Source organism: Synechococcus sp. 65AY6A5, assembly GCF_002760415.1.
Taxonomy (GTDB): Bacteria; Cyanobacteriota; Cyanobacteriia; order Thermostichales; family Thermostichaceae; genus Thermostichus.
Genome location: NZ_AXUW01000001.1, coordinates 20,552 through 32,582 on the forward strand (window position 1 = coordinate 20,552; position 12,031 = coordinate 32,582).

The following is a 12,031-nucleotide window of genomic DNA, read 5'->3' on the forward strand; positions in this document are numbered from 1 at the left end:
TGCAAGCATCCGCCTTTCCACTGAACTTGCCAGGGCCTCAAGCCGCCGCCAATCCCTTAAAACACGGGTAAATAAGGGGATTTTTTCTGTCGCAATTCCCTCGCTAGGGATCCCATTCCTCGGCCACAATGGGGATAATGGAGGTAGTCTTGGCTACGTTTTTGGCACCCGTTTTGACTTTACCATGCCGTCTTTTTCCTCTGAGTCTCTGCAGGAGCAGGTGCGCCGCATCGATGACCAGCTTTCCCGCCGATCCCTGGAGCTAGACCCGGCAGGCTACTTTGTCATCTATGTGGATCGGCAGCAGCAGCTCATTTGCGCTAAGTACTACAGCACTGTGATCAACGAGCGGGGGCTGGCCACCGACCCGGAGACTGGAGCGGTGATCCCCGCGCGGGGGCCGGTCAATCGCTCCCCGCAGCGGGTGTACGTTGGCCGGACGGCCAAAGAGTTGTGCGTCCAGATTTTTGAAAAAGAAAGCGAAAAGGTCGTCTCTCAGCTCAGCCACGCCGCCTACCTGGGGCGGGAGTTTCAGAAGGCAGAGGCGGCCCTGCTCTCTGGCGAAGAGTACGTGCAGGACTAAGACCAAGCTCGCTGCAGGAGGCCAGCCTATGGCAGAATCGAGCCAGCTTGCCGTGACCAAGATCACTGCAGGGCAAGCTCGGCCATGGACGACAAGGTTAAGCCGGGAGCCATTCTGCGGGGACGCTACGAAATCCTCGGCCTTCTGGGGCAAGGAGGGTTTGGGGTTACCTACAAGGCGGTGGATCGCGACACTTTCAACACTCCCTGCGTGGTCAAGCGCCTGCGCCCGCTCTCGACGGATCCCTACACCCTGGCCACGGCGCGCAAGCTGTTGGAACGGGAGGCCAAGGTTCTCAACCGGCTCAACAACTACGACCGGGTACCTCGCCTCTTGGCCCACTTCGAGCAGGATCAGGAGTTCTATTTAGTCGAGGAGTTCATTGCCGGGCACGACCTCACCCACGAGCTGGTAGACGGCAAGCCGCTCAGCGAGCCAGAGGTCGTGCAACTCCTGTGGGAAGTTCTCGAGATCCTGCGCCATGTCCACGCCCACCAGATCCTGCACCGGGACATCAAGCCGGCCAACCTGATGCGCCGCGACTTCGACGGCAAGTTGGTGTTGATTGACTTTGGGGCGGTGAAGGAGGTGGGGAGATTGGTTAGCCACGCCCCCGGTCAAACCCAGGTGGCGACGGTAATCGGCTCGGTGGGCTACATAGCCCCAGAACAGCTTGGCGGCAAGCCCCAACCCTGCAGCGATATCTACTCGGTGGGGGTGCTGGCCATCCAAGCGTTGACTGGCCGTCCCCCCACCAAGATCCGGGACGATCCCCGCACCGGCCAGCTGCTTTGGCGGGATCTGGTGCCAGTTAGCAAGGAGCTGGCCGAGATTGTAGATCGCATGATCTGTCCCCGCTGGCAGGAGCGCTTCCAGTCGGCGGCTGAGGTGATGGAGGCGCTGCGGCCTCTCCTGCCTACCCCCCCCGAAGGTGTAGCGCCTGCTCTTTCCCAGCTTTCGGTGGATCAACTCTTGGCGATGCGCTTGGTAACCCGCGGCCAGGAAAAAGCTCGCCAAGGGGATCTGCAGGGGGCGATTGCCGACTACACGTTCGCCATCCAACTGGATCCCCAGAATGGCCGCGCCCACAGCCAGCGGGGCAGCGTCCGCTACAAAACTGGCGACTGGGCAGGAGCGGTGGAAGATTTCACCCGCGCCATCCAACTGGGGGGAGGAGATGCCCGCACCTATTTCAACCGCGGCATCGCTCGCTATCGGCTGGGGAACTATGAGGGAGCAGTTGCTGATTACACGCACGCCCTCCGTCTCGACCCTCACTGGGCCCTGGCCTACTACAGCCGCGGCAATGCCTACCGGCAGCTCGATCAGCCGCAGCAAGCCATCGAGGACTATTCCCGCGCCCTTGAGCTCAACCCCGAGGAAGTACGGGCCTACTTTAACCGCGGCGTAGTGCGCGGCCAGTTGGGAGATGCGCAAGGGGCTGTAGCCGATTTTTCCGAGGTCCTCCGACGGGATCCCCAAGATACGGAAGCTTATTTCAACCGGGGCGTAGCACGGGCGCAGTTGCTGGACTTTCAGGGAGCCATTGAAGACTACACCCAGGCGCTGCAGTTGGATCCCGGCCACCCCAAGGCCTGTTACCGCCGCGGTCTAGCCCGGCAGGCGTTGGGGGATCTGCAAGGGGCCATTACTGATTTTTCCCAGGCCATTGCGCTGAGGGCTACGCAGGGGGAGGAGCCTTCGGGAGCCGTGGCGGCAGCTCAAGCGGAGCTCTATCTGCAGCGGGCTATAGCCTACCTGGGCAGCAACGCCCTGGAGGCAGCGCTGGCTGACTGCGAACAGGCGCTCCGCCTTAATCCTGCCCTGGCGCTAGCCCATTTCTACCGGGGGCTGGCCCGCCAGGGGTTGGGGGATCCGGCAGGCGCTTTGGCCGACTTCAACCGCGCCCTGGAGTTGGATCCCCGGCTGGCCAAGGCCTACCTCAAGCGTGGGATTGCCCATCTGGAGCTGGGTCACCTGGAAGCGGCTCTGGCAGACTTGAATCAGGCCATTGCTTTAGATGCCAGCGATGTCGGCGCCCGCAGCAGCCGCGGGCAGGTTCACCGGCTTTTGGGGGATCCCTTGGCGGCCCTGCAGGACTACACGGCTGCCCTGGAGCGGGATCCCCGCAACCCGCAGCTCTACTTCGACCGCGGCCAGATCTACTTTGAGCAAGAAGATTGGGCAGCAGCCTGTGAGGATTTCTCCCAGGCGCTGCAGTGGGCAGGCCAGCCGGGGGGCCCCCATGGGCTGGATCTGATGGCTCGTATCCACTTGTACCGGGGCATGGCGCGGCAGCGGCTGGAAGACTGGCAGGGAGCGCTGGCCGATTTCACGGCCTTGATCCAAGAGCAGCCGCAGGCTTCCCAGGGATTTGCCCTGCGGGCAGCGGTACACCTAGTCTTGGGAGACGAGGAGGCAGCGTTGGCTGATCTCGACCGGGCCATAGGCTGCAACCGCGACTGGGGGCTGGCGGATGCGGCGCTGGCCTACCGGCAGCGGGGGGATCTCCACCGCCAGGCCAACCGGCTGCAGCAGGCCATTGCCGACTACACCCAGGTCCTGGCCTTGAACCCGCAGGAGCGCCACGCCCTCCTCTGGCGGGCTCTCCTTTGGGATCAGGCGGGGGAAATAGAGAGGGCCCTGGCCGATTACACCCAGCTCCTGCAACTGGAGCCAGATCCGCAGACGCGCCTCTGGGCCTTGAACAACCGCGGCTGGGCCTACGCCCAACAGGGAGATTTTGCGGCAGCTATCCGCGACTACACGCAGGTTCTCGAACGGGATCCCAGCCACATCAAAGCCCACTGCAACCGTGCCCTAGCCCGCGCTGCCGTTGGTGACTGGCAAGGAGCCTGTCAGGACTTCCAAACTGCTCTCCAGTTGCAAGGATACGAGGGTCGCCTTTGGGAAGAAGAGACTCACTCCCTAGGCAGCTCTTAGCGATCCTCTACCCTGAGCCTAACTTGCTCCCGTCGCTCCTCGAAGTCGCTCACCAGCAGCCTTACCTTGAGCTGCCATTCTCCCGCTAAGGGCAAGAGGACATCTTCCACCTCAAACTGGCCAGGTTCTCTTGGCAGCGCCTGGCGGCGCAGAGGCGGGATCCCACGTGCGGGGAGGTCAAACTCCAGGCTCAGCTCCTGGGCGGGGATCCCCTTAACTTCCACTTGGATGCGGTTGTTGCCAGGGCGGCAGGGCAGGATCTGCAGGCGGAGGCTGCCTTCCGGCCAGCTCAATGTCTCTTGGCAAGCCGGTCCCGCTCCTTGGCCAGGAGGGGCTTGGGCCACCAGAAAGCTGGTCAAGGCCAGCACCAGAACTAGCCCCACCAACTCCAGGCGGACAATTTGGCGCAGGGATCGGCCCGCCGACCAAACCCCCTCTCGCAACGCCGGCAGCAGCCGCAACTTGTTGTGGGCGCCCAAACCCACGATCATCAGCACCAGCAACAGCTTCGCCCAGAGGTACTGCCCGTAGGGGTGCTCCCAGTCCCAGCCGCGGTGGATCCCGCCCATCCCCACTCCCGCCAGCACCAGCCCCGGCACAGCCCAGGTGGCCACATCGGAAAATCGTTGGATGACACCTGCCGATTGGGAAGTCCATTCAAGGACTCCGTCCCGCTGGCGCAATCGGCTCAACAGGCGCTCCACCCCCCACAGCCCCCCCAACCAAAAAGCCGAGCCGGCCAGGTGCAGCCCCAAGAGGGCCATCGTCCCTGCTGGATACTCGCTGGTGAGGGCATGGCCGATGGGCAAAAACGACCCTATCACCGCCACCGACCCCAGGCCGTTGGCCCAGCGGGGCCCGCCCTCGCAGGCCCAGATCAGGATCCCCAGCCCCACCAGCCGCAGCCCTGTGCCCCATCCGTAGGGAGAGATGAGCACGCTCAGCAGCTCTGGCCCGGCAAAGTGGGGGTAGAGCTGGGCCAAATGCAAACCCAAAGCCACCAGCGTCAGGCTGAGGGTGAGCCAGGCGGCAGCAAAAGCCCAGGCCTCAGCAGAGAGCTCTATTTCATCGGCAGTGCCCGACCGCCCCCGCACCAGCCGCCACCAGCCCAGCACGCCGACAACAAACAGGCTGCCCAGGTAGATCCCCCAGCGCACCCCCACCAGCGGCCAATAGAAGGGATCCCCCGCTTGGGCTGCCCTCGCCGCTCGCAACAGCTCCGGATCCGCCGCCCCCACCAGGAAGACAAACGAGCCCCCTACCGGATGAGAGTCGGCAGAGATGGCCCGCCAACTGACGATGTAAACCCCCTCCGGCATCTCCGCAGGCAAATCTCCCTGGGGCGCGTTGCCGCTGCTAACCAAGTTTTCCAGGGGCAGCACCTGGCCGTTGCTGTCCAGCACCTGGAGCTGCGTGAGCTGCACGGGTTCATTGAAGACCAGCCGCACCTGCGCCGGGGCTTCCTGCAGCATCGCCCCATCTTCGGGAAAGGTGGAGAGCAAGCTGGCGTGGGCAAAAACGGGTCGGATCCCGCCCACCCACAGCAGGGCGCACAAGAGACCCACCCGAATCCAGAAGAGGATAGACATCATCCCAACGGCAAACCCGGCTAGCGAGCGCCATGCCCGTGGCTGTGTCCATGCCCGTGGCCGTGGGTCTCTCCTTTGCCCGTCAGCTTCAGCAGGGGTGCTGGCTCCGGCAAGCTATGGGGATCCTCCCCCGGCTGCGCCACCTGGATCCAGCGGTACATGCCTTGCTCACATTCCTGGATAACCGGGATGGGGAGGGTCTCGCCGGGGCGATCCGGCAACCTGAGAAGGATACTGAACTCATCCATAAACTCATCCGGCAGCGAGCCGCCGCTCCAGATCACCTCGGCCACCGTTTCGGTGATCATCTTCCCGTGGGACTCGTAAGGTTTGTCCAGCGGCTTTTTCACCGTCTCAATTTTCCACAGGGGATGCACCATCGGCTTCACCGAGGTCGCCCCTTCCGGGATCTGCACCCGCAGGCGAATGGTGGGGGATCCATCGCAGCCATGGGGCACGCGGAAGGTGAGCTTGGCAACGCTGCCCGCCGGGGCCTCTTTGGGATGGACGGTTACATGGGCCCAAGCAGAAGCAAGGGGCAAAACGCTCATCCCCAGCGCAAGCAGAGATTTCTTGGCCAAGGCCAAGTAACTTTGCAAACTGAACATTGCAAACGCTCCTTAACAACGCTAGGTGGAAAGAGAACCAGGCAGGGTCTGGCTGGCAAAACCTATGGATGGTGATGGGATCCGTGGGATTCGGTTACGCTCATGCTGTGCTGACCCCAACTGGAGAGGCCCATGGACACCAGGCCGGCGCTGGCCAGGCCCATCGACACCAGCCCAAAAGAGAGGGCGCCCATCGCCACCAGGCCAATGGAGAGAATGCCGTGGGTCACCACGCCTATGGCCACCACCCCGTGGGCGGAGATGCCGACGGCCACCAAACCATGCGCCCCCACACCAACCGACAAGATTTTGCGGCGGGATCCCTGTGCTCCACAGCCCTGCTCCTGCGGCACCGGGGCGACAGAATTTTTCGGAGCCAAGGTCAGATCTTGAGTCCTCTCCTGAGCCATCAGCCTTTGCTCCAGTTGTGCTCAGCCCGGTCGAGAACATAGGCGGCCACGGCTTCGATTTCTTCTGGTTTGAGGAGCTTGCCAAAAGCGGGCATGGCCCCTTTGCCGTTGCGCACCTGGGCTTGGATCAGCTCAGGGGTATCCACGTGGTACTCGTGCAGGGCAGCCAGGGAAAGGTTTTTCGCCGCCACCAGAGTGTTGCGACCGTTCAAGTGACAGCCCACACACTTGGCCTGAAAGACCTTGGCACCCAAAGCCAAATCCGGTTCCGCAGAAGCCACCTGCGGGCCCCAGAAGACGGCGGCGCCGACCAGCAAAAGGAGCAAGAAAAACTTGATGATCCGCATTTTCCTCTCAACAATCTGCAAAAAACCGCTCATGGAAAAATCCAGCTTTTGAAGCTAGACCATTATCTCCACTAGGTCAGGTTAGGTCAAAAGACAGCCTGTCAACTCCCCTGCAGGTACCATAGGGTGCAGGATCCCCAGGGCCATGAGCAGTCTGCCGCCGGAGTTCATCCAGTTGGTGCGCCAGAAGGCCGACATCGTCGAGGTGGTGGCCGAAAAGGTGGTGTTGCGCAAGCAGGGCAAGAATTTCGTCGGCCTCTGCCCTTTCCACAACGACCACAAGCCCAGCTTTCAGGTCAGCCCCAGCAAGCAGATCTACAAGTGCTTTGCCTGCGGGGCGGGGGGAGATGTCATCCGCTTTGTCAGCCAGATAGAGGGCCTTTCCTTTGCCGAGGCGGTGCGCCACCTGGCCCGCCGCTACCATGTGCCGGAGCCCAAGGAATCCCTCTCCCAGGACTACGAGCGCCAACTCTCCCACCGGGAAAAGCTGCTGGAGATTTTGGCCCTGGCTGCCGATTTCTATCGGCATGCTCTCCGCTCCCAGATAGGATCCGCCGCCCGCCAGTACCTGCACAGCCGCCGCCTGAGCGAAGAGACCTTGCAAAAATTTCAAATCGGCTTTGCTCCCCCCGGCTGGCACTCGCTCTACGAGTACCTGGTCAACCAAAAGCGCCAGCCGGTCAAACTTCTAGAAGAAGCCGGCTTGCTGGCGCCGCGCCAGCAGGGATCCGGCCATTACGACCGCTTCCGCAACCGCATCATGCTGCCCATTTTCGATTTGCAGGGGCGGGTCATTGGCTTTGCCGGCAGAGCCCTGGGAGAGGAGCAGCCCAAGTACCTCAACTCCCCGGAAACGGAACTTTTCAACAAGGGCCAGGTGGTCTATGGTCTCAACTTTGCCCGCGAGGCCATTGCCAAAGCCGACCAAGTCTTGGTGGTGGAAGGCTATTTCGATGTCATCGCCCTGCACCAAGCCGGCATCGCCTATGCCGTAGCCGCGATGGGCACAGCCTTGACGCCGCACCAGGTCAAGACTCTGCTGCGCTATACCCAGTCCAAGCGGCTGATTCTCAACTTCGATGCCGACCGCGCTGGGTTGAATGCCGCCAAGCGGGCCATCGAGGCCATTGAAGAGCAGGCGCGGCGGGGGGAAATCGAGCTGCGCATCCTCACCCTTCCTGCCGGGAAAGATGCCGACGAGTTCCTGCGGCAGCACTCGGTCTCCGCATTTGAGGCCCTGCTGGCTCAGGCTCCCCTGTGGCTAGATTGGCAAATTGACCAGGTGCTGGCCGGTCGGGATCTCGCTCAAGGTGCCGATTTCCAACAGGCCTATCAGGCGCTGGTACAACTGCTGGCTGGTTTGGGCGGGCAATGGCGCTCTCTGTACATCCACAAAGTGGCGGAATTGCTCAGCCGGGGCAACGCTCGCCTCTGCCGCGATCTGGAAGAGGACCTGCGCCGGGCCGTGCGCCAGTACCGCTGGTCCAAACCCCGGCAACTTGCTGCCCCCAAGGGATGCAAACTTTTGCAATCGGAGTCCCACCTTCTGCAGATCTTTTTGCACTTTGCCGAGTACCGCCGCGAGATCCGCCAAACCTTGATGGAGCGGGAGCTGCAGTTTAGCTTCCGTCCCCACCGGGAGCTGTGGCAGCGGATCTTGGAGCTGCTCTCGGCCCAGCCGGAGCTGGAAGACCAGGGAGAGGGTCTCCTGACCGCCCTGCGCACCCTCTGCGCCCAAGACGAGGACCTCAACGAGCGCCTCAGCCACCTGCTCTGGCTGGACGAAAATACCCGCTTGGCCCTGATGCGTCCGCGCCTGGTGGTGCGGGCTGCCTTGGCCAACATGGAGTTGGAAATTCGCCAGAAGCGCTACCGCTACTGGACGCAGCTCTGGGATCAGGCCTTTTCCGAGGGCAACACCGCTCTGGCTGCCCAGTACCAGGCCAGCATTCAACAGGAATATCAGGCTATTCAGGCCTTGCAGCGCCAGGTGCAACTCAACCTGGAAGACCTGCTGGAGGCACCGCTGGCTGAAGACTAGGGGGGCTCTTCTCCCTAAGGGAGCGGGGCAGGGGGTGAGGGCCCAGCAAAGCGCGCTGGCGAGAGGCTGGGGAGCCACTCATCCTCTTGTCCATAGGCCTGCTGGGCAAAGCGGCGAGCCAGGGCCGGCAGGATGGCCAAAGGGCTGCTGAAGCCGGAGAAGAGCTGCAGCCCTTCCCAGCCGGGCAGGGATCCCACCAAAGGCTGGTGATCGGCGCTGAAGGCCACCAAGCAGTGATACCACCGCCCAGGCAGGCGGGCCACCTGAGGCAGGTAGCGACCGGCCTGTTCCCGGATCTGGGCTTCGCTGGCAGCGGCATCTACCTCGGCCATGGGATCCGTCAGCACCCGACTAATCTGCCCCAGGCGAAGGCTGCCGTCGAGAAACTGCACGATCCCGACATCCAGGATGGGCGGGCAGAGCTCCTGTCCCGGCTGGTCCCAGAGGGGATCCCGGTCGGGGCGGCCAGCTTGCCGCTCCAGCTCCAAACGCTGCACGGGCGCGCCCATGACGATGGCTCTCAACCGCACCTCCGCAGGATCCAGCTCCAGGGATTCGGCGTGGGTGAAGTAGATAGGAGCCCAGATCCCGGCCTGGCGCAACAAAGCCCGTGTCCAGCCGCCGGCGCACACCACCACCTGAGCCGCTCCGCAGAAGTCGGTATCCGTCTCCACGCCCGTAATGCGCCGGCCCTGGCGCCGCAAGGCCCTTACGGTTTGCAAGAGCAGGGATCCCCCTAGGCGTTGGAAAGCCTTCTGAAAAGCCAGCGTCGTCAACCAGGGGTGGATGTGGCCATGCCGCGCCCAGAGTACACCCTCGAGGGCGGCAGGGTTTAAAAGCGGCTCTAGCTCACAGGCCGCCTCTACAGAAATTCGCTGCGGTGGGATGCGACAGTCGGCCAGATCGGCTTCCACTGCCTCCATCCTGTAGCCAGGGGCAACGGGCATGAGCAGATCCAGCTCGCGAAATTGAAGATCCGCCTCCAGCTCCTCTGACAGGGTGCGGTAGCGCTGGATCCCTTCTTCCCCCAGGGCTTTGAGCAGGGGGGTTTTCCCGGCCCAATGGGCCAGGCCACCGTAGCTGTAGCGAGTGGCACTGGACGGCAGCGCTTCCTTCTCAACGAGGAGAACGGATCCCCCCTGGCGGGCCAGCTCGTAGCTCAAGGCTGCCCCCGTGATCCCGCCGCCGACGACGATCCAGTCGTAGTTGGCCATGCTGCGGCCCTGAAACCTATCTTGTGGCAGAGTGGCTCTTTCAGGGTAGCAAGCACAGCAGAACCTAAGCCGTGGCGGATACCAGCTGAGGCGGAACCCACAGAGAGCCTCCCTGAGTCCTGATCGAGTGTTCCCGCCGAAGTCGAATGGCGTTCTCTGGCGTTCATCGTGATCGATAGCGTAGCAAGGGTGAAGATATGAACGAACTACTGCAAACCATCAACCGCAGTCTTCTAGAGATGGCGTTCGGGCCGTGCGGCGCCTGGCGGGATCCGCAGCCAACCGGTGGATCCCCAGCCCTTCCCTACAAATGCTGCTGGTGCAAGTCAGCCAAGTGGGTGCTTGGGTGGCAGGGATCCTGGCAGCCAGCGTGGTGGCTTTCCCAGATCTGCGCCTGGGAGATCTGATCGGGCTGTTGGGGTTAGGGTCGGTGGCCATCGGTTTTGCTTTTCAAGATATTTTCAAGAACTTCCTGGCGGGCGTGCTGCTGCTTTTGAACGAGCCTTTTCAACTCAATGACCAGATTGTCGTCGGGGATTTTGAAGGTACAGTTGAGGAAATCAGCATTCGCTCCACCCAGATTCGCACCTACCAAGGAGAACGGGTGGTGATCCCCACCAGCCCGATCACGGTCTTAACCGATCGCCCCTTTCGCCGCACCGATCTGGAGATTGGCCTCGACTACAACACACCCCTGCCCAAAGCCTTGGAGGTGCTGCTGGAGGCGATGCAAGGCGTGGAGGGAGTGCTGGCGGAGCCCCCTTTGAGCTGGACATCGTCGGCTTTGGCGACAGCTCCATCGATTTTGTGGTGCGCTACTGGACTCGGCCTCGCAAGGCGGAGGTGCGCCGCGTCCGCACTCAGGTGATATCGCCCTCAAGCAGGCCTGTGACCGGGCCGGATTGGTCATTCCCTACCCGATTCGCACGGTGTACCTGTTCGACCAGCAGGATTTTCAGGATCACCTCCCCACTTCCAGAGCCGCCTAGGGATAGCGGGCCGGCAGCATTTGGAACCGGCTCTCCCCCAGCAACACCGCCTTGGGGTTGGGATAGGTATCTTGCAAAAGGGCGCAGGCACTCCCCGCCCTCCGGCTACTGCCTGCCAGCAGGCAAGAGTCTCATCCGTAGAGGAGCCGCTCCACCGCTGCCACAATATCTGCCGGCTGCACAATGGTGGCCGCTTCTAGCGTGCCGTTGTAGGGGGTGGGAATGTCTTGAGAGGCCAGGCGCACTACGGGCGCGTCCAGCTCGTCGAAGAGTTCTTCCATGATGCGGGCCGTCAGCTCTGCCCCAATGCCGCCCGTTTTCATGTCTTCTTCCACGATGACCACCCGGTGGGTTTTGCGCACCGAAGCAGCAATCGTCTCCATATCGGGGGGCTTGAGGGAGATCAAGTCGATCACTTCCGGATCGATCTCCTGCTCCAGCAGGGTGTCCACGGCCTTAAGCACGTGGTGGCGCATGCGCGAGTAGGTGAGGATGGTAACGTCAGATCCCGTGCGGACAACTTCCGCCTTGTCCAGGGGCAAGAGGTACTCCTCCTCCGGCAGGTCTTCTTTGAGGTTGTAGAGGAGCACATGCTCGAAAAAGAGAACGGGGTTGTCGTCGCGGATGGCCGACTTGAGCAGACCCTTGGCGTTGTAAGGGGTGGAACAGGCGACGATCTTCAGACCCGGCACTGCCTGAAAGTAAGCCTCCAGCCGCTGCGAGTGCTCGGCTCCCAATTGGCGTCCCACCCCGCCTGGCCCGCGGATCACCAGCGGGATCTTGAAGTTGCCGCCGGACGTGTAGCGCAGCATGCCGGCATTGTTGGCAATTTGGTTAAAGGCCAGGAGCAAAAAGCCCATGTTCATCCCTTCCACCACAGGCCGCAAGCCGGTCATGGCTGCCCCGATGGCCAAGCCGGTGAAGCTGTTTTCGCAAATGGGGGTATCCAGGAGGCGCATCTCCCCGTATTTGCGATATAGGTCTTTGGTGACTTTGTAGGAGCCGCCGTAGTGGCCCACATCCTCTCCCAGAACAAACACATTGGGATCCCTGGCCATCTCTTCGTCGAGGGCGGCACGCAAGGCATTGTAAAGGAAGGTCTCGGCCATAGAGGGCAACCGCTGCTCAAAAATGTTGCTAAGTTTCCATTAAACCATTTTGCCGGCAGGGATCCGCTGGCAGACAACCCGCTGGGCAGGGCACCTCGCCCCTAGGGATCCCAACCCCGGTCATGTTGCCAAAAGCACACCAAAACGGTATCAGCAGCTCTGCGAGCGCCTCGCCAAAACCCGCAAAGGCCGATTCTT

The 12,031-nt window shown here is 62.2% G+C and carries 10 protein-coding genes; 4 read left to right on the plus strand and 6 right to left on the minus strand.

The features are described from left to right. The first annotated feature begins 184 nt into the window (after positions 1 to 184). Entirely contained in the window at positions 185 to 583 is a 399-nt protein-coding gene (locus tag SYN65AY6A5_RS00100; RefSeq protein WP_099812866.1) for a DUF4346 domain-containing protein, read from the plus strand. Between the two features lie 84 nt (positions 584 to 667). After that, complete coding sequence (locus SYN65AY6A5_RS00105) at positions 668 to 3,526, plus strand: serine/threonine-protein kinase (protein ID WP_099812867.1); 2,859 nt, start codon at positions 668 to 670, stop codon at positions 3,524 to 3,526. Here SYN65AY6A5_RS00105 and SYN65AY6A5_RS00110 read toward each other — a convergent pair. The 4 genes from SYN65AY6A5_RS00110 to SYN65AY6A5_RS00125 all read right to left on the minus strand — a co-directional run bounded on the left by SYN65AY6A5_RS00110 (position 3,523) and on the right by SYN65AY6A5_RS00125 (position 6,480). Further along, complete coding sequence (locus SYN65AY6A5_RS00110; protein WP_099883679.1) at positions 3,523 to 5,118, minus strand: copper resistance protein CopC; 1,596 nt, start codon at positions 5,116 to 5,118, stop codon at positions 3,523 to 3,525. The genes SYN65AY6A5_RS00105 and SYN65AY6A5_RS00110 overlap by 4 nt on opposite strands. Before the next feature lie 17 nt (positions 5,119 to 5,135). Continuing rightward, positions 5,136 to 5,723: a YcnI family protein gene (locus SYN65AY6A5_RS00115; RefSeq protein WP_099812869.1), complete on the minus strand. Its 588-nt coding sequence runs from the start codon at positions 5,721 to 5,723 to the stop codon at positions 5,136 to 5,138. A gap of 62 nt (positions 5,724 to 5,785) precedes the next feature. After that, positions 5,786 to 6,133, minus strand: coding sequence for a hypothetical protein (locus tag SYN65AY6A5_RS00120; RefSeq protein WP_099812870.1), 348 nt, complete (start codon positions 6,131 to 6,133; stop codon positions 5,786 to 5,788). Continuing rightward, positions 6,133 to 6,480, minus strand: a complete 348-nt coding sequence (locus SYN65AY6A5_RS00125; protein ID WP_011431130.1) for a c-type cytochrome — start codon at positions 6,478 to 6,480, stop codon at positions 6,133 to 6,135. Before SYN65AY6A5_RS00125 ends, SYN65AY6A5_RS00120 begins: the two co-directional genes overlap by 1 nt. 145 nt (positions 6,481 to 6,625) lie before the next feature. On the opposite strand from SYN65AY6A5_RS00125, the gene dnaG reads away from it, so the two are divergent. Further along, positions 6,626 to 8,521, plus strand: a complete 1,896-nt coding sequence (gene dnaG, locus SYN65AY6A5_RS00130) for a DNA primase (protein WP_099883681.1) — start codon at positions 6,626 to 6,628, stop codon at positions 8,519 to 8,521. Positions 8,522 to 8,535: 14 nt separating this feature from the next. Here dnaG and SYN65AY6A5_RS00135 read toward each other — a convergent pair whose 3' ends face one another. After that, the gene (locus SYN65AY6A5_RS00135) at positions 8,536 to 9,735 is read right to left on the minus strand and encodes an FAD-binding oxidoreductase (RefSeq protein ID WP_099812872.1); all 1,200 of its coding nucleotides are present in this window, start codon (positions 9,733 to 9,735) and stop codon (positions 8,536 to 8,538) included. A gap of 253 nt (positions 9,736 to 9,988) precedes the next feature. On the opposite strand from SYN65AY6A5_RS00135, the gene SYN65AY6A5_RS00140 reads away from it, so the two are divergent. Continuing rightward, positions 9,989 to 10,603: a mechanosensitive ion channel domain-containing protein gene (locus SYN65AY6A5_RS00140; RefSeq protein WP_049749784.1), complete on the plus strand. Its 615-nt coding sequence runs from the start codon at positions 9,989 to 9,991 to the stop codon at positions 10,601 to 10,603. Positions 10,604 to 10,855: 252 nt separating this feature from the next. Here SYN65AY6A5_RS00140 and SYN65AY6A5_RS00145 read toward each other — a convergent pair whose 3' ends face one another. Then, positions 10,856 to 11,833, minus strand: coding sequence for an alpha-ketoacid dehydrogenase subunit beta (locus SYN65AY6A5_RS00145; protein WP_099883683.1), 978 nt, complete (start codon positions 11,831 to 11,833; stop codon positions 10,856 to 10,858). Positions 11,834 to 12,031: the final 198 nt, after the last annotated feature.

Coding starts and splice junctions, on each gene's coding strand:
- SYN65AY6A5_RS00145 (WP_099883683.1), bottom strand. CDS start 11,833: ATGGCCGAGACCTTCCTTTACAATGCCTTGCGTGCCGCCCTCGACGAA.
- SYN65AY6A5_RS00100 (WP_099812866.1), top strand. CDS start 185: ATGCCGTCTTTTTCCTCTGAGTCTCTGCAGGAGCAGGTGCGCCGCATC.
- SYN65AY6A5_RS00135 (WP_099812872.1), bottom strand. CDS start 9,735: ATGGCCAACTACGACTGGATCGTCGTCGGCGGCGGGATCACGGGGGCA.
- SYN65AY6A5_RS00110 (WP_099883679.1), bottom strand. CDS start 5,118: ATGATGTCTATCCTCTTCTGGATTCGGGTGGGTCTCTTGTGCGCCCTG.
- SYN65AY6A5_RS00115 (WP_099812869.1), bottom strand. CDS start 5,723: ATGTTCAGTTTGCAAAGTTACTTGGCCTTGGCCAAGAAATCTCTGCTT.
- SYN65AY6A5_RS00105 (WP_099812867.1), top strand. CDS start 668: ATGGACGACAAGGTTAAGCCGGGAGCCATTCTGCGGGGACGCTACGAA.
- dnaG (WP_099883681.1), top strand. CDS start 6,626: ATGAGCAGTCTGCCGCCGGAGTTCATCCAGTTGGTGCGCCAGAAGGCC.
- SYN65AY6A5_RS00120 (WP_099812870.1), bottom strand. CDS start 6,133: ATGGCTCAGGAGAGGACTCAAGATCTGACCTTGGCTCCGAAAAATTCT.
- SYN65AY6A5_RS00125 (WP_011431130.1), bottom strand. CDS start 6,480: ATGCGGATCATCAAGTTTTTCTTGCTCCTTTTGCTGGTCGGCGCCGCC.